This window comes from Paenibacillus sp. JJ-100 (assembly GCF_948329825.1).
GTDB lineage: Bacteria > Bacillota > Bacilli > Paenibacillales > Paenibacillaceae > Paenibacillus.
The window spans coordinates 80,629-98,683 of sequence record NZ_CAOJCM010000004.1 but is presented as its reverse complement, the minus strand read 5'-3'; the positions used below and the strand labels follow the sequence as shown (position 1 = coordinate 98,683).

15 protein-coding genes are annotated in these 18,055 nt (G+C 46.3%); 6 read left to right on the top strand and 9 right to left on the bottom strand.

From position 1 onward, the window contains the following. Positions 1 to 184 precede the first annotated feature (184 nt). The 4 genes from PQG66_RS16365 to PQG66_RS16350 all read right to left on the bottom strand — a co-directional run bounded on the left by PQG66_RS16365 (position 185) and on the right by PQG66_RS16350 (position 2,762). Positions 185 to 925, bottom strand: coding sequence for a hypothetical protein (locus tag PQG66_RS16365; protein WP_272038820.1), 741 nt, complete (start codon positions 923 to 925; stop codon positions 185 to 187). Then, entirely contained in the window at positions 922 to 1,620 is a 699-nt protein-coding gene (locus tag PQG66_RS16360; RefSeq protein WP_272038819.1) for an ABC transporter ATP-binding protein, read from the bottom strand. The genes PQG66_RS16365 and PQG66_RS16360 overlap by 4 nt, the downstream gene beginning before the upstream one ends. Beyond that, positions 1,613 to 2,008: a GntR family transcriptional regulator gene (locus PQG66_RS16355; protein ID WP_272038818.1), complete on the bottom strand. Its 396-nt coding sequence runs from the start codon at positions 2,006 to 2,008 to the stop codon at positions 1,613 to 1,615. Before PQG66_RS16355 ends, PQG66_RS16360 begins: the two co-directional genes overlap by 8 nt. A 181-nt stretch (positions 2,009 to 2,189) precedes the next feature. Then, positions 2,190 to 2,762 (bottom strand): STM3941 family protein, encoded by a 573-nt coding sequence (locus PQG66_RS16350; protein ID WP_272038817.1) that lies wholly within the window; start codon positions 2,760 to 2,762, stop codon positions 2,190 to 2,192. A 240-nt stretch (positions 2,763 to 3,002) separates the two neighbouring features. On the opposite strand from PQG66_RS16350, the gene PQG66_RS16345 reads away from it, so the two are divergent. After that, positions 3,003 to 5,021, top strand: coding sequence for a S9 family peptidase (locus PQG66_RS16345; RefSeq protein WP_272038816.1), 2,019 nt, complete (start codon positions 3,003 to 3,005; stop codon positions 5,019 to 5,021). A gap of 304 nt (positions 5,022 to 5,325) precedes the next feature. Further along, positions 5,326 to 6,504, top strand: a complete 1,179-nt coding sequence (locus PQG66_RS16340) for a MalY/PatB family protein (RefSeq protein WP_272038815.1) — start codon at positions 5,326 to 5,328, stop codon at positions 6,502 to 6,504. 152 nt (positions 6,505 to 6,656) lie between these two features. Here PQG66_RS16340 and PQG66_RS16335 read toward each other — a convergent pair whose 3' ends face one another. The 4 genes from PQG66_RS16335 to PQG66_RS16320 all read right to left on the bottom strand — a co-directional run bounded on the left by PQG66_RS16335 (position 6,657) and on the right by PQG66_RS16320 (position 11,163). Then, entirely contained in the window at positions 6,657 to 7,541 is an 885-nt protein-coding gene (locus PQG66_RS16335; protein WP_272038814.1) for a hypothetical protein, read from the bottom strand. 323 nt (positions 7,542 to 7,864) lie between these two features. Continuing rightward, positions 7,865 to 9,904: a hypothetical protein gene (locus tag PQG66_RS16330; protein WP_272038813.1), complete on the bottom strand. Its 2,040-nt coding sequence runs from the start codon at positions 9,902 to 9,904 to the stop codon at positions 7,865 to 7,867. Continuing rightward, complete coding sequence (locus PQG66_RS16325) at positions 9,879 to 10,781, bottom strand: ABC transporter ATP-binding protein (RefSeq protein ID WP_272038812.1); 903 nt, start codon at positions 10,779 to 10,781, stop codon at positions 9,879 to 9,881. Before PQG66_RS16325 ends, PQG66_RS16330 begins: the two co-directional genes overlap by 26 nt. Beyond that, on the bottom strand, positions 10,774 to 11,163 hold the full coding sequence (locus tag PQG66_RS16320) for a GntR family transcriptional regulator (RefSeq protein ID WP_272038811.1): 390 nt from the start codon (positions 11,161 to 11,163) through the stop codon (positions 10,774 to 10,776). Before PQG66_RS16320 ends, PQG66_RS16325 begins: the two co-directional genes overlap by 8 nt. 1,562 nt (positions 11,164 to 12,725) lie before the next feature. Between PQG66_RS16320 and PQG66_RS16315 the strand changes: the two genes are divergently transcribed. The 3 genes from PQG66_RS16315 to PQG66_RS16305 are packed head-to-tail and all read left to right on the top strand — an operon-like array spanning position 12,726 to position 14,529. After that, a complete protein-coding gene (locus PQG66_RS16315; protein ID WP_272038810.1) occupies positions 12,726 to 12,851 on the top strand; it encodes a hypothetical protein in 126 nt (41 codons plus the stop codon). Beyond that, on the top strand, positions 12,851 to 13,690 hold the full coding sequence (locus tag PQG66_RS16310) for a futalosine hydrolase (RefSeq protein WP_272038809.1): 840 nt from the start codon (positions 12,851 to 12,853) through the stop codon (positions 13,688 to 13,690). The genes PQG66_RS16315 and PQG66_RS16310 overlap by 1 nt, the downstream gene beginning before the upstream one ends. Then, the gene (locus PQG66_RS16305; RefSeq protein ID WP_272038808.1) at positions 13,687 to 14,529 is read left to right on the top strand and encodes a 1,4-dihydroxy-6-naphthoate synthase; all 843 of its coding nucleotides are present in this window, start codon (positions 13,687 to 13,689) and stop codon (positions 14,527 to 14,529) included. The genes PQG66_RS16310 and PQG66_RS16305 overlap by 4 nt, the downstream gene beginning before the upstream one ends. Before the next feature lie 444 nt (positions 14,530 to 14,973). Here PQG66_RS16305 and PQG66_RS16300 read toward each other — a convergent pair whose 3' ends face one another. Continuing rightward, positions 14,974 to 15,975, bottom strand: coding sequence for a Gfo/Idh/MocA family protein (locus tag PQG66_RS16300; protein ID WP_272038807.1), 1,002 nt, complete (start codon positions 15,973 to 15,975; stop codon positions 14,974 to 14,976). Positions 15,976 to 16,198: 223 nt separating this feature from the next. Here PQG66_RS16300 and PQG66_RS16295 point away from each other — a divergent pair, with 223 nt between their 5' ends. Then, positions 16,199 to 18,052: an AraC family transcriptional regulator gene (locus PQG66_RS16295; RefSeq protein ID WP_272038806.1), complete on the top strand. Its 1,854-nt coding sequence runs from the start codon at positions 16,199 to 16,201 to the stop codon at positions 18,050 to 18,052. Positions 18,053 to 18,055 lie beyond the last annotated feature (3 nt).

The window sequence follows — 18,055 nt, the reverse complement described above, 5'->3', positions numbered from 1 at the left end:
TTCCCGTTGCCGTCATTCTCGATGCATAACAAGTGAATTCATTTCTTAATAAGACATCCTATATACATCAATTTACGTATTCAAACTGAAGTTGGGTGCATATCCTCCGTAATTTTCTGTTTAAAAAAACGAGCAGCTCCGCCACCCGTTATATCCGTACAGTATTTTATTGTTGACGAAATGATTACACCTCTACTTTTTTATTGTTCATATAGACCATTGCCCACATGAGAAGTACAGCGATAGCTATTTCAAACGCAGTGCTTACCCAGCGCCCATCTGTCCATATGACTCCACTCGAGGTAAAAGAAATACCTGTGCTCTCTTCGGTGAATTGGAACAGATCACTAGGGCTAAACTTTCCTGCAAAAATCATATTTTCCAACCAGCTGAGCAGGTAGGTTACAATAAAGAAGGTCGCAATTCCGATCCATGGACCTGTTTTCCAGCGGAAAGTACCTGCTACGCTAATGGAGAAAAAGATAATAATGGTCATGAACAGAACAATCCAGCCTGTAAATAGCAGTGTGCTAATGATATTCGCGATGTTAATATTCGGTATATCCAGATAAGTGGACAGATTCATTCCCAGCTTCATCGTGATATAAAGGTAACCGTGAATTAACCCAAGCAGCAGCAGACCCAATCCACAAAGAAAACCAAAAATGATTGGGGACAACACATGAGACAGGCCCGTCACCGGGATCAAACGACGATTATAAGAGCGGATGTTGGCCGTATAAGTTCTGATCACTTTCACGAAAATGGCCACGCCGGCTCCTATATAAGCCATAATGCCAAGCAGACTCCCTGTAACGGGAGACATTAATATCGTCTGTACCAGCTGAATAATCATCAGAATAACGAGTCCTGCGAGCAATGTATTCCAATTTCTCCGAAAATCATATTTCAACAATGTCATCATTCTGCAAAGACCTCCTTAAACATCTCATCCACACTTTTTCCATGTTTCAGCCGAATGGTCTCGACTTCCTCATGCATGACCAGCTTGCCTTCCCGAATAAAGATCACTTCGTCAAATATACGTTCAATGTCATTCACCAGATGTGTGGATATGATCAAACTGCTGTCTTCATCGTAGAACTTGACGATGGCATCCAGAATTTTACCTCTGGCTACCGGATCAACCCCTCCAATCGGTTCATCCAGCAAATACAGTTTTGCCTTACGGGAAAGAGCTAGTGTTAACTGCAGTCGCTCATTCATCCCTTTGGACAGATGACTAACACGATCATCCTTTCCGAGACTCATGAACTCCAGTATCTCCTGTGCCTTTTCTTCATCAAAATCTGCGTAAAAATCGCGGTAGTACGCTATTGCATCTCGCACCCTCATCCACTTCTCCGTTAATGGACGATCAGGCATGAATGAAACAAGTGACTTCGTCTCCAGGCCGATTCGCTTACCTGTAACCTGAATACTTCCACTAGCAGGATGTAGCAAACCCGCGACCAGTTTCATCAGTGTGCTTTTACCACTACCATTACTGCCGAGCAGACCTACAATCCGGCCAGGAGCAATATGAAGCGAAACGTTGTGTAATGCCTCCTTCTTGCCGTATACCTTGCTGACCTGATTGAGTTCAAGTAAATTACTCATGTGTCTGTCCTCCCTTCTCCTGACTTCCTTCTGCCAGAGCATCCGTTACAATCGACACGATATCCTTCTCTTCAATTCCGAGCTCCTGCATTCCCTTCAGAAATCGATCTAGCAGTTCACCTGCCATCTCCTTTTTGATCATCATGATTTTTCTCTCCTCACTTGTCACATATCTGCCCAAGCCCCGCTTCGTTTCAACCACTTCTTCTCGCTCCAGTTCCTGGAACGTTCGCTGTATAGTATTCGGATTAATCTGCAATTCAGCAGCGAGTTCACGAACCGATGGAATTTTATCTCCTGCCTTAAGGGCACCGGTTACAATCTGCCGCTTGATGTATTGCATGATCTGCATATAGATCGGTAAATTATTATCAAATTCTATAGCCACAATGTTCTCGCTCCCTTCTGTATTGGTGTGCTAGTTAAATAGTACACTAGTAGTATAGTGTTGTAAAGCCTATTTTGAAATGTCGTCAGAACGCAAATAAAAAAAGCAGGTCTCCATGACCTGCTCCTCTATATGTTATCCGCTATTCGGAACGGTTTTTCCTTATTGTGTGCTCACTTCTTTAGTCCTTCGCTATTTCTCCTGGTCGAGACGGATCAACTTGTTCTATATCTTGAACACGTTGCCAATGATTAATCATCATTAGACACAGTTGATCAAGGGGCAACGTAATGCTATTCTGAGGGATACTGATCGTCGCATCAACCATGTTAGTACTCGCCGTCATCAGTTTTCTCTTCATCCCGCTCTGACGCTCCAGAAACGCCTGTTCATCTTTCAATTTGACGCCAATCATTTGTTGTCCCATGAATTCATACATAAAAATATGTTCAACATCCTCCCAGCTCACTTCGCCGCCTGAGGTATAAGAGGAAGAATCGATAAATCCACGTTCATTAATCACAAAGGAAGGTTCTTTCTTAATCATCTTTACCAGATAGTATACGAAACATAATCCAAAAAAGAGAATGGATAACAGGCCAATCACCCTCGAAATCATTGAAGAACCCGCATCTTCTGACGGATCAAACATCAAGAATAATCCAGCGCCTACAAAAAGCGCCGATCCGGCGGCAAACCAAGCCATTCGTCCCCTGCTCGGATACTCCACGTGCTGTTCATAAGATGTGTTCAAGTGTAATTTCCTCCTTCTAGCCACTAAATCATGCGCAGAACAAAACAAATATAAACTAACTGCATTGTACATTAAACCATTACAACATATTTTTAAACACGTCGCCTCCGTTCACTCCCTCGCTGTAAATTCCTAGCCTGATTCCGTTCAGCAAGTTATTGTCCTGTACTTGTCTTTCCGTTAATATAAATGGAAAGCTTAGGAAATTATTCAATCTGAATGATAGTGGGAGGGCTAAAGATGAACGGACAACGCGGCATAACTTCGGAAGATCTATATCAGATAACATGGGTTAATGATCCGGTTCCATCTCCCCAAGGTGGACTTCTGGTATATGTCAGTCGGCAAATCAATGACCAACGCGATGGATATCGCTCTCATCTAAGACTGATTCATCTTGAGACCAGAAAGGACAAGCCTTTTACTTTTGGAGAACATGATCACTCCCCTTCCTGGTCACCAGATGGAACGCGGATTGCGTTTATACGAAAGGTCGGCGGGCATTCTCAAGTGTGGCTGATTCCTTCGGACGGTGGAGAAGCGCTGCAGATCAGTTATCTGCAACATGGTGTGACTTCCTTCTTATGGTCGCCGGATGGCAAGTCATTGCTTGTAAAGTCTTCTGTAGATGTCGATGAAAAACAAGACGAAAGTGCTACAGCAAGTTCCAATGAAGATCGTACAAGCAGTGTCCTGCCTCAGGAAACTATCGTAGACCGAATCCATATGAAATCCGACAGTGGTGGACTGTGGAATGGCAGACGCAATCATCTTTTTATGATCACGCTAACGTGCTCAGAAGCTATCCCTGTAACCTCCGGCCACTACGATATTGGTGATTACGTCTGGTCACCCGATGGAACCCGAATTGCCTGGATTACCACGATGCCTGAAGAAGGCAATAATCATAATGACTTTACTTTAACCAATCATGTGTACATGTCCAGACCCGATGGGTCAGATATACAACAACTCACATCCGAAGGATACACCTTCCATCGGCTTAGTTTTGCTCCAGATGCACAGTCACTAGCCCTTCTTGCGAGTGACCGTTCCTATGGCAATGCTACACTTGTGAAGCTATATACACTCCCCATATCGGGCGGGACACCTGTCTGTCTAAGTACAGATTGGGATGTACAGATCAATCATAGCCTTGTTGGTGACATGCGCTCTCATCTTGTTACTACTGGCCCGGTATATTCACAAGACGGCTCGTCGATTCTCTGTCTTGCCTCTGTACATGGCAGTGTACGCATAGCCCGTTTTGCATTAGATGGGAGTCATGTCGATTATATGTTGCCTGAGGAGTGCGAGGTATACCAGTTTTCCGAGCTGCCACAAGGGTCGATCGTGGCCGCTGTAGCCGACACGCAGCATCCGGGGGACTTGTATCTATATGAACAACCGGGTAACTCCGAGATTGAATCTGTGCGGCTCACCCGGAGTAATCCGCAGCTGGAGCACGACATTCAGCTTAGTACACCGGAAACCTTCTGGTATGAATCTTCAGATGGACTGCAGATGCAAGGCTGGATTATGAAACCTTACGGCCTGGTTGATGGTGTCAAAGTTCCGACCATTCTTGAGATCCATGGCGGCCCCCACATGATGTACGGTTTCACATTTATGCAGGAGTTCCAACTGCTTGCCGCTCAAGGTTATGCTGTGATGTATATGAATCCACGTGGTAGCCTTGGCTATGGACAGCAATTCGTGAATGCTTGTCGCGGGGATTACGGCGGCGGGGATTATCGCGACCTGATGGAGTGCGTCGATTATGCATTGTCACAGTATGCTTTCATTGATGCATCCAGGCTGGGTGTAACCGGGGGGAGCTACGGTGGTTTTATGACCAATTGGATCGTAGGACATACCGATCGATTCAAAGCTGCGGTTACTCAGCGTTCCATCTCTAACTGGATATCTTTCTACGGAGTCAGTGATATCGGATACTTCTTTACAGAGGATCAGATTGGCGGCAACGCATGGGAAGACACAGAAAAATTGTGGAAACATTCGCCGCTTGCTTATGTTAATAACGTGAAGACACCACTGCTTATTCTTCACAGTGAAGAAGATCTACGTTGCCCGATAGAACAAGCAGAACAACTGTATGTTGCATTGAAACGACGTAAACAGATAACACGGCTTGTTCGTTTCCCGGGAGCCAACCACGAATTATCCCGCTCCGGTAATCCTCATCTAAGGGTAAGACGTTTAGAGCATATCATTGGGTGGTTTAGCGAATACCTGTGACGTTCACCTAAACGGGACGTAAGGTGATTACTTGGAAAGGCCCCCTCATCGTTCTAGTTATAGATCTGACGAACTTAGAACATTGAATTAGGAATACCGTACCATAAACATAAAAAGAGCCGTTTGCCTGGAATCTCTAGATTCCTGGCAAGCGGCTTTGCTATTTTGGAGTTCAGAAGAAATAGTAACACGGTTTAGAAGTTGCGAAAATAGAAGAAGTATTAGATAATAATGTTTTGTTTGAAGGACATCACAACCAAAATCAATATACCCAACCAATGAACCAAGGAGGGCTTCTTTTTTTATGATAAATCAAAGTTCGTTCGACACACCGATTCCCCGGTTATCTACAGCATCCGAGAAATGGGACGGGCTGGAGAAAATCTTCGGTGTAGCAGATGCACTTCCCATGTGGGTGGCCGACATGGATTTTGCCGCTCCTCCATCTGTTATCGAAGCATTACAAACCCGTATGGCTCACGGGATCTTTGGCTATACACTGCGTACCGAGGCTTATCATGCTGCAGTCGCAAACTGGATGGAACGCCGTCACAACTGGAAAATCGATGCGGACTGGATCGTCTTCACACCAGGGATTGTGCCAGCGCTTAGCATCGCGGTGCAACAATTCACTTCACCAGGTGATGCTGTAGTCATTCAGCCCCCGGTATATCCTCCCTTCTATGACGTGGTACAGAACCAAGGCCGGGAACTCATTACTAATCCATTGATCGAGAAGCAAGGGCAATATACCATGGATCTGGATCAGCTTGAGACAAGTCTGAAGACAGGCAAGGTGAAAATGCTCATCCTTTGCAGTCCACAAAACCCAGTTGGCCGAGTATGGACTCGTGAAGAGCTGGAAGAGCTTTCGGCACTATGTGTGAAGTATAATGTACTTATCGTATCGGATGAGATTCATGCTGATCTCATATATGAGCGCGGAACCCATACACCATTAAGTCTGATCTCAGAAGCGATCTCAGATCGGAGCATCATCTGCACAGCACCTAGCAAAACGTTTAATATACCCGGATTATGTACATCCAACATCATTATTCCCAATGCCGAATTGAGGGAGCGTTTCGCCCTTGGTGTTCGCACGATGGGATTGTCCAGCGTCAGCACATTAGGAGCTGCTGCCACCGAGGCTGCATATAATGGAGGAGAAGATTGGCTTGACCAATGTCTTGCTTACATTCGTGGTAATATGGAATACGTGCAGCAATTTATTGCAGAGCATATGCCAAGTGTCAAGGTCCATCTGCCTGAAGCAACCTACTTGTTATGGGTCGATTTCAGAGGACTAGGCTTGTCACATGCTCAATTAAGTCATAAACTGCTTCATGAAGCTGGACTTGCCTTTAATGACGGCATTGTATTCGGCAAAGAAAGTGCCGGATTCATGCGAATTAACGTAGCCTGCCCACGAGCCACGGTTGAAGAAGCCATGCGCAGATTGTTGGTATTGGTTGATAAGTAAACAATAGGGTATCTCGCATCTTGCCATGAATCTTTATGGTTAACTGTGGGACGCCCTCTTTTTTTATCTGACACTTGATCTCTACATGCCTTTCAGCTTCTTATCGTTCACGATCACTAGGCTTGTACCTCGTACCATGTTCAACTAACCTATCATTTTGATTTTTCACTTATCTCTTGGCTAACTTTAGCGTAGATTGCTGATACATTTTGCTCCAGCCTGTGAATATTCTCATTCACACCTGCCCACTTCTCAGCGGAAGAAGCCAAGGAATTCACATCACGTAGAACTTGAGCGGGTTCGCCCTTTTTCAGCGCTTGCTTTAATGTTCGGAACGCATTCGAATATCTTTTCCGGGATAAGCTGATTTGCTTTTTGGCTGTTTGGATCTGTTTTTGCACAGTATTCGCTCCATTTAACATCGTTCGCAGTCTTTTCATCTCGTTCGTTTTGCGTTTGCGTACCTCGGCAAGGTCCATCTTCTTCAGACGAATCTCTTCTCGTGCCAGTTGTACCATTGGTTTTAAAGCCTCGGTCTGAGTCCGAATGGCTGAACTTAACTCTTTGCTCTGAAAAGCCTTGGCTGCCGACAATTGCTTATTCAATGAGCTATAGAGTGTAAACAAAGGTTCATAGCGCGCTTGCGTCTGTTCCAGACTCTGTTGAAGCGATGCCAGTTTTGTTCCGTCAATACCACTAATGGCCTTACGAATCCGTCTCAATTCAGTAGAATTGACCCCACGCAGTTGCTTGATCTTTTGTTCCCACATCTCGTTATGAATCTTCCATCTCCCGGCACTCTCGTACGATTGCTGCAAGGAACGTTTGGTCTGTGCGTCCGCCTTGTTCAGCACCGTGTTCCAAGCTTTTTGCGCCGTTACATTCAGTTCAATCCCCTCACCATGAACTGCTGATGTACTCCCAATCATTCCGAAGCTGAACATTACAGCAAACATCACGATGAATCTGAATAATACGGATTGTCTGCCCCGTATTTGAGGCTGTACCAGCAGTCTCTTCTCTCCGTTTAAATGCATATCCGTCTACACCCCTTCTTCGCAAATTAGTTTAAATTCCCCACCGCTATTCACTCTGAGCGTGGCTTCCTTCGAGCACAAGATTCAAAGCTAGCCATAGAATGACTCGGCTAACGACAAAAAGGCACCCGCAAGTCAGGCATATGCCTGCTCTTACGGGTGCTTCCCTCATGAGCCGTTCCCTATGAGATTCGAGCTTTAATGAATCAACGCATCGCTTGAATCTGTACTTTTTCTAATATATTCCACAAGGATGGATTGGTCAAGTTCAGCGTAACTCCTCGTGAGATTCAATATTATGCACAAACAGTGAATACACGCCCTTAAGGATCGATCAAAATCGCTCTCATATCCTCGGTCAGGTCTTCCTCTTTTAACATCATATAGACGTTCTGGCCTTTGATAAAATTAAGTTTGATCTGATAGAAGGTGCCATTCTCCGTGTAATCCCCTGATCTCTGGCGTTGAAGCAAATCGTTAATAATTTTTTTGTTCTTGGTAGCCACCTTCTTATAACCGTTCACATTTTCATCTATAAATTGCGGATCAGGATAGACCCATCTAACCTTACCTGGGCTATCGATCTCCTGTTTGATAAACTGCGCCGAAGCAATTTCATCTGTGGATACCTGCAACTGATCGTACAGCTTATTTTCTTTGAGCCATGCAATCAAACGGGTATAGGTTGGTTTAATCTCATATGTTGAACTAAGATTAGGGCTATCCAGTATCCTTTTTGATGATAACTCATCCTGGTAATCTTGATAGACCTCAGCTGACGCAATAGACTCCCAATGGGATTCCTGATCATCATACGTTTGATCTAAAATTTCTGCTTTTAGCAGATCTTTAAATTCACGAATGAGCTGCGGGTTACTAATGTACACAGCACGATCGCTTAGAAGACTTGAACGGATACCGATGCTCCGGACGTCATTGTCCAGTGTATAGGTTCCATAGCTGACAACTTTATAATCTTCGAAGTTCTTCAGATTCTTAAACTCTTGTTGAAAACTGGATTCCTGAACCATATATTCCCGCGATAACGTCTTTCCGTTTTTCAACATATAGTCAATTTGGACACGCTCTTCATCAGGGATATAGTGATTTTGCCCTCTGATATTCAAATCCTGACCAGCATCAACAATGCTCTGATGAAGTGCAAGTACAGCATCAATATATTCGGTAGAGTTAGAGTACAGGTGTTCATCATCCAGCTTTATAGACTGATTATCGACATAAATATACTGATCGCCGCCAATACGAACCTTCTCTACATTATTTTTGGAAGGTACTTTTGCTGCATAACCGTTCCAGTCTGCAACAGGCACGTACAGGATCAGCGCTGCTGCAATTCCGTAAAGTGCAAACCGTGGAAGTATACTCCCGCTCCAGATCAGCCAGGTTTTGCGAATGATCATCTCGGCTCCAATGTACCCCGCAATGCCTCCAAGAATGTATCCTATAACGCCCCATACCTCGGGATTTCCAGGTGAAATCGCTGAAAGATAAGCGCCACTAAGCAACACAGCCGTGAACATGAAGCCAAAACGGAAAATCGGTTTTACAATTCCGAATGTAATGGCTTGCGTTGCCGATTCTACATGCCGTTTACGGTACAGAAGATACGATAGAATGCTTAATAGTACGGTCAACGCTACATAGATAGTAAGTTCGCTCCAGCCCGGGGCACTACTCAGCCTACTGATCCGTGAGATCGGAGATATCATCTCTGCCTGTAATTGAGAAGTTTTCTCCGGGTAGCCAAACAAATAACGCTGCAGATGCAATTCAAACGCACCCCAGAAAATAAGTGGTATCAAGCAGATTCCATATACGGTAAGTCCCTGTAGAATAGACTGCCCGATACACATCCCTACCGTTACTGCCAATGTAAACATGAACAGGGAGATTATGCTCATCGTCAAGCCCCACATGGAGATGACTGTTCCGTCAAAGGTAAAGGCAGGTTCAACCAGAGTTGCTGATACCCAACCGGTAACTCCAGCGGTGATCCAGATGGGAACCAAAATCATCACATATCCGGTCAGCAGGTTCATCGTAAGCAAGTGTTTACGATGTAACGGCAAACTATGATACACATCTGCAGGCCCACCCGCTTGAATGTAGCGGAACAGGAATAGAGCCATCACAACCGGGATTGTGACTGCGAAGAGCCAGTGAAATTCTCCATTCGCTCTAAATAGACTGCTAATCTCCCCTGGAACATCCCGTACCTGTGTACCGATATACAGTGGAAGTGAAAATAATAAAAGAAGTAGATAGACGATGCCCAGCCATCCATGTTGCCTGAAGTTTTGGTACAGGAAGCCACGGTTAAAGTATAATCGGTTGAATGTCATACCCTGCACCCTCCATTTCGTAGATGAATATTTCTTCCAGCGTTAACGGCAATACATCCAGCAAGTACGGGTCATGTAGACGGAATTGTTCGGTAACTTGCTCGCGTTGACCTTTAACAATGTATAAGGAGACACTTCCCCTTTTTTCTTCATGCAAAATGTGAACCTGTTCTTTCAGAACAGCGGCATGATCCGGATGACGGAAAGCAACCTGGATCTTGTGGGTATCGGCTTTGAGATCATCGAGATCCTTCTGGACGATAATCTGACCTTTATGCATAATGCCGACATGGTCACAGAGATCTTCAATCTCCCGCAAATTGTGAGATGAGATGATGATCGTCACCTGACGCTCTGCTGCTTCCTGGAACAGCAAGTTTTTGATCTGCTGCCGCATAACCGGATCGAGGCCATCGATGGGCTCATCCATAAGCAGTATTTCTGGCATGCAGCTGAGTCCCAGCCATACCGCAGCTTGACGGCGCATGCCTTTGGACATGCGATGAAGCTTGCGTTTTACATCTAATTTGAAGACAGAAGCCAACTGCTTGAAGCGCTCCTCACTCCAGCGTGGATAGACGGAACGGTAAAATGCAGCCATGTGATGAATTGACGATTGCGGAAAAAAGTAAGGGGAATCCGCCATGAAAATCGTGCGGCCTTTCAGGTCCAGATTTTCGTAGATTTCTGTTCCATTAATACGCACCGTCCCACTGTCTTGACGATAAATACCTGCGATTATTTTGAGCAGGGATGTTTTGCCGGCGCCGTTGGAACCAAGCAAACCGTAGATTGACCCCTTATGTATGTGCATCGTTACGCCATCGACGGCCTTCTCACTCTCAAAAGTTTTCATGACTTGATTCAACTCAATCATGAGGCACCTCCTTCTCTATACGGGCCATCGCTTCTTCAAATAAAAGAGTCATCTCTGCCTTGGTTAAACCTGAATACGAAGCTTCGGCAATCAGTTTCACCAAGGATTCTCTGATCTCATCTTTCATAGCGTCCTTCGGATGTTCCACAGATGGTGATACGAAACTCCCTTTACCCTGCACGGAATAGATGTAACCTTCGCGCTCAAGCTCGCGGTATGCCTTCTGGATCGTATTCGGATTCACCGTAAGCTGCGTTGACAATGACCGAACGGAAGGAAGCTGCTCATCGGGTTTCAGAATACCATACACGATCATTTCCTTGACTTTTTCCACCAGCTGCTCATAGATCGCCTTACGGCTGCGTACATCCAATTCGAACATCCCGCACCTCCTCTCTAACATGATTGACCTACATCGTTTTGTCTGCCGTGCTTGTTTCAGCTTTTGGAGTATTTATTCAGCTCTTGGTCGTTTAAGTCAAACATATACCTTGAGCTTAGTTTTCTCTTCTCTGCTGCTCAACAAGTCTTATCATTGGGCTGTGTTATGCGTTGGTATCATATGGTTTTGTGATGCTGCTTTGTGATGTTGTTTTGTCATGCAGTTTTGTTATGCATACGCGTCATGTAGCCTCTCAGGCCTCGATGTCTTACGTGTCTGGAGACCGACATGAGGCCATACGAGAGCATACATACACATCACATACACATACATACGTACATACATAGCAGACAGACATGATGCATGGCACAGCATTCAAAATGCACCCATCTATTTTTCTAAGGGTGTTTGAAGTCTGCCAGAATGCTATAGTGATTTTACACCTTTGCGCCAAACGTGCATCCATCTCTTAAAGGTGCATCGTTAGAAATGTGTGACGCAATGTCCCGGAGACACAGTCGCACATCAGATACCATTATCCGAAGATGTTATACCCGATAAAACCTCTCCGATGCATCAATTGCACTCTATATACCGGGAAGATCGCATGGCGAAATAAATTGACCGCGAATATGTGAGTGTGTGTATGACACTGTACCATCTGTATTACTATTATTAATACAGTTAATACACATTGTCAACTTGTAAGTTAGAATTGATTTATGAAATTAGCTTAGATATTAGCCGCCACAATTTCGACCCTACGATGTAATATGGTATAATTGACATATGACTTTATAGGTGAAAGCAAATACCAAGCTTTGAGGTTTAGAGACCGGATGGGACGAAATGTTGTTTAACGAAAGTTGAGTGAAGGCATGCGAATGGGATTGGAGATGAAGGCTTGCTGAGCGGGTATCGATAACCTTCGCTTGTGTTTGGTACTGTGCTTTGTGTGATTTGCGAAGAAAATAATCGAATATCGATTTATGTGGCTCATCAAACCCTTTATATGAAATATACGCAAAAGATTGTTTTACTCTTATCATTGTTACGATGAGATAGGATTAGTTAGGATGAGGTATGATATGGAACATAAAAGTGGGACATATGCTGAGGTATGTTGAGCTCAGGTGAGTATGGTGAGGTACAGTGAGCTATGGTGGGGTACAGTGAGGTATGTTGAGATATCAGCTACGGTGAGTAACTGACATGTTGCCATTGTACATAATCTACTTCCATGTCCACCTTTCGCGTACATTTTGGATATTTGTTTATCAAAAGGTGGACACGTCTTGGAAACTAACACACTTCACCCCCCATTCTACATATTGATTAAAATTATAACTCAAGGGGTTTTTGTCTATATATAGTGTTACAATGATTAGCGGAGGGACATGCTCTTTCTGAGAACCGTGTCCACTCTTTGAAAGACAAAAATGACGCTTTTGTTTTCATACAATGGACATTAATTCATGCCAGCACTTGGACTACTTTTTTTACTATTTCAACTATGGTCATACTGTTTAAGATGATCTATATAAATAAGGAGCATTGGGAAAATGACTGAATTCAAGCATCTCGCTCAGCACAGCAATGATATATACCATATGAATCATATCAACCCCATGAACTCATCGGTTGGCAGTAACATTCTTCCGAATATTAACGTGGAGGTACATGGCTAATGACTACAAGGAATGACACAGTGTCAGCCCAAAACATATCTCCACTTGAATTCCGTGGCACCTCACGTGTCCTGATCGTAACCGCAGTGGACGCGGAAAAAGATGCCATTATACGGGGCTTGGGTGACCAAGCCGCAGAATGCTTTGATGTTATTGCTGCGGGCGTTGGCCCTGCCTCGGCCGCTGCCGGAACTGCCGCTGCCATTGCTTTTGCTATTGTAGCGGCAAGTGCACGTGATCTGGCGCAAGGCACAGCTGCGCCAGAGGAACTTGATGCGGCACAGGGATCTGCCGCATCATCAGGGCCGGGGCCCGCTCGCGGGACCGGCAATGGATCATCAGCCTACAGGCTGGTGATCAGTGCCGGCATCGGCGGAGGGTTCCCCGGCCGGGCAGACGTCGGCTCCCTCGTGGTAGCCGACGCTATGGTTGCAGCCGATCTGGGCTCGCAGACGCCAGACGGCTTCCTGTCTGTGGACGAGCTCGGATTCGGCTCGTCCCGTGTGGCTGCGGACGCGGTGCTAGCCGCGCGCCTTCGCCATGAGCTGCAGCGAGCAGGGCTCGCTGTCAGCGGGGGCACTGCGGTCACCGTGTCCACGGCGACCGGAACAGCACAGACGGCCGCGGAGCTACTACGCCGCGTGCCGGATGCCGCCGCCGAAGGCATGGAGGGCTTCGGCGTGGCAACAGCTGCGCAGCAGTTCGGCTTGCCTGTGCTCGAACTGCGCGGCATATCTAACGCGGTCGGTCCACGCGACCGCGACGCTTGGCGCATCAAGGATGCCCTGGATGCGCTCCAGGCTGCAAGTTCTATTTTACGGGAGGTTATCACATCATGAATATTGCTTTTTCCCCTTGTCCTAACGATACATTTATCTTCCACGCTTGGGTGCATGGACTAATTCCTGGTGCGCCTAAGCTGGAGGTCCGCTATGCGGATATCGATATCACCAACGGTCTCGCTGCGGGCCCACTTGGACCCGACATCCCGGAAGTGATGAAAATCTCTTATGCAGCGCTACCTTATGTGCTGGAAAATTACGCTTTATTACCTGCTGGAGGTGCCTTGGGCAGAGGCTGCGGTCCGTTAGTCTTGACAGCTAATGGCACTACTGACCCAGCATACCTGTCTGGACGGCGGGTTGCCGTACCTAGCGAACGCTCTACAGCCTATCTATTATTCCGTCTATGGGCCGCACAAAATGTGCCTGGCGGTGTCGGTGAAATTGTAGTTATGCCCTTCGACAAAATTATGCCTGCTGTTCGCGATGGTCAGATCGATGCTGGGCTGGTCATTCATGAAGCACGTTTTACGTACCAGAACTATAACTTGCAACTGATGACGGACCTCGGCAACTGGTGGGAAAGTGACACAGGTCTCCCTATCCCGCTCGGCGCTATCATTGCACGCCGTGATCTGGACGCTCACGCTCTGGCCGGCTGGGCACGCGCCTCCGTTGAATATGCATGGGCTCATCCGGAAGAATCGCAAACATATGTAATGCAGCACGCACAGGAAATGGACCCTCAAGTAGCTGCTCAACATATCGATCTATACGTTAACGAGTTCAGTGCAAATCTGGGTGAAGATGGCTATGCAGCCATTACTGCACTGCTTGGTCGCGCGATGAGTGAAAAATTAGTTCCCGAGTTCGACTTGAACCTGTTGAAGATCTAACTTTAACGTAACTGCCCCAGATATGATTGGGTTAACGTCTTGTTTGGTTTACGGGTTTACGGTTTACGGTTTACGGTTTACGGTTTACGGTTTACGGTTTACGGCTTGCAGGTTTGCAGGGTTTGTAAGTTTATGCTTTATTGAGGTTTATCGAGGTTTATTGGCTTTATGGAATATGAAAAAGGCAGCTCCTCCCGCCACCTTATGTGACGACATGAAGCTGCTTCTTTTTCGTGACAATCAACCGGTTGTTTTTACTTGATTTACTCGTTTCATTCCATTTATTCATTTACACTTGGCTTTACAAGAGTTCGATTATCTTCTAGGCATCTGACTTCAGCTAAAATTCAAAATTACAAATGAACATCCCAGATGTCCCAGATGAATGAATATGTTTCCTTTTTTCATACATAAACAATACGGTTCCTCTCACGTCATTCCCTCTTACTCGGATCGGTAGCGTAGGCCCCATTGACGGCGAACGGTGTCCATTAGCTTCATAATCTCCAAGGATTCGTCCAGCTTCATGGTGCTGCTCTCCGTGCGCCCTTGCAGGATGCAACGTCCAGCCTCTTCTGCTTCAAACGCATACCCGATACATTCCCGATCATCCACAACTTTCTCCGGTTCGTCTTGTCCGTTCACATGTAAGTATGCTTCTTTGCCTGCAAGGAAAAAAGGCAGTCGTATTCGACCTTCCGTACCGTAAATTACAGCCTCATTGTTCAAGTTCAAACGAATTGCACCATTCAGCGAAGCAGAGCGTCCCTCAGAGTAGGACAACAGTACGGAGAATTGCTCGTCCACACCCGTTTCCCCAATATGAGCGGTGCTCCATACATGCTGTGGCTGTTCGCCAAAGATCATCGAGGCGAAGGAGATCGGGTACACCCCGGCATCCAGTAATGCACCACCGCCCAGATCCGGATTAAGCAGCCGCCCTTCCGGCTCCCAGCCCGTTCGAAATCCAAAATCAGCCTGAACCATCCGCACTTCACCAATGCGCCCTTCCTCGATCCACGCCCGTGCCTGAATGATTGGTGGCAGGAAACGTGTCCACATCCCTTCCATCATAAAAAGCTTCCGCTCTCGTGCCGTTTCCACCAATTGCTCCAATTGACGTGTATTCATCGTAAACGGTTTTTCGCAGAGTACCGCTTTGCCTGCTTCAAGGCAGGCCATTACATTTTCCTTATGCACCGTGTGTGGCGTTGCGACGTAGATAATATCAATCTCAGGATCACGCAACAATTCATCATAAGAAGCGTAAGCGCGTTCAAAATCATAATCGGCAGCGAACTTCTGCGCACTCTCAGCGCTTCGTGAACCTACGGCTTCCTTCACTGCATTCCCAGCATGTCCCAAGTCTTTCGCAAACTGCGATGCGATCCATCCTGTGCCCATAATGCCCCATCGTACCATGTCTCTTCCAACAACCTGTGCCATAAGTACATCCTCCCTATTTCAGCATTTGGCTATGATGACTAATCCATGATTCAAGTTCAGTTCAATATACTAGCTCTCTTATTTTACCAAAAAGATGCATTCTCGTCAGAAAAGGATGAAACCGTGCATTCGATTTCATTTCCGTATTAGATTTGCTAAGATGATTTGGAGACAAAGACATGAATTAGAGAAACGATATGACCCAATGAAAGGAAGGTACGCCATGATCACCAAGCGCAACATAGGCCTTAGCCGCATACCTTCAGATGACAAGTTACCTGAGCGCCCTTATGGCGATTTTAATAAATCACAACCCATCGAGACGATTTCAGAAAAAAGTAACCCTAGTCTTATGAGCGAACATGCTCAGCCGGCCTCTAATCCCAATGAAGGGCCTGTCTCTGAACGTTTAATGGTTCGGGATGAACTTCACCAGTTTCTAACCGATACTTTGATTGAACTACGACAGGCAGAGTATATAAACATTATAAATACAGACCGTCCATTCCAGTGGAAGTCCGATGAACTCTTACATCATACCTTCATCTACATGCACCGCTTCTCTGGCACACAGATGGTGGATGGGGAGCAAGCACGCATCGCGCGTAAAGCAGCCTGCCTGTACCCACCCGGCACGCAGCTTGAGCTTGTGTCCGATGCCGATCAAGATACGGAGCTGTACATCCTGGAATTTGATCTGTTTCGAGTAACGGAGAAAACTGCATTACGGCGCATCTATGAGCGTGAGCTGGGGTCACCTGTTACCGGATGGATTCAGGGACCTTTTTATGGCATTCAGCGCATCGCCTCCCAGCTGACTGAGCTGGCTGATCAGGGGTACGAAGCAGCTTCTCGTGCAATCAAAGCACAGTTGCTGTTAACCGACCTGCTACATATGTTATGGCCTGAAGACAATCCATGGCCTGCCGAAGAAAAAGCACAGAATGATCCCGAGTTCTGGCTGAAATCAACACTTCAATATATACAGCAGCATTATATGCACGAGATCAAGCTGGACACACTTGCCGAACTGGCAGGCATGCATCCGTCCTATTACTCACAGCTGTTTAAGAGTCGGATGCAGAAAAATCCGACTGAATATATTACCCATCTTCGCATGAACCGGGCTAAAGAAATGTTGCTGACCTCCGATCTGCGCATTCGTGATATCGCCCGTGAGGTTGGGTATCGAGACGAGTTCTATTTTAGCAGACGCTTCCGCAATCATGCGGGATATGCGCCAACCGCCTATCCCAAGCAGGTTCATCGTAACATCGTATCCCTTTCGTATCCGTATACCGATCATCTGATGACCCTTGGTATCACACCATGTGCAGCCCAGATACAGGGCCAACTGCCCCATCTCCCCCAGTCGCTTAAGCTGCCTTTTCATGCGTACGAGCCTTGGGAACAAGGGCGGCAGGCTTTTCTGGATGTGAGTCCCGAGCTGATTCTGACGAAAGATAATGCCGCAGTTAAAGCGATGGAACATATTGGGGATATTGCCCCCATCATTACCATTCCGTGGAACCAGACTGACGTGTTCGGCCATCTGAAGCGCATTGCTTCCATTGTTGATCGTACAAAAGCAGCCAATGAATGGTTGGAACGCCATGAGCGTAAGGCTGAGCGAGCGCGCAAGAAAATTAAAGAAGCAGCCGGGGGCCTTACTGTAGCTGTCGGTACATTGACTGCCAAAGGCACAAGAATGTACAGTCATCGTAACTTCGGTCATGTATTTTATCGCACGTTACAACTCGCTGCTCCTCAGCGCATTCAGGCCGAATTGCAAGGGAAAACTCCTGGCGTTGGCTTCAATTGGATGCCTTTTACACCCGGAGAGTGGGACGGCCTGGAAGCGGATGTCTTGGTGCTTGCGATCGACAACATGCATAATCGAACGGCATTGCTCCAAAAATTAATGAACGATCCACAATGGAACAGCCACCCTGCTGTTCGTCATGGGCGCTTGCATCTTGTCGATTGGAATAGTTGGGTCGTCTACGCCCCGTATTCCATCAACATCCAGCTTGATGAAGCACTCTCGCTGTTGACGAACCAACCTGCACTTTTGTAATCT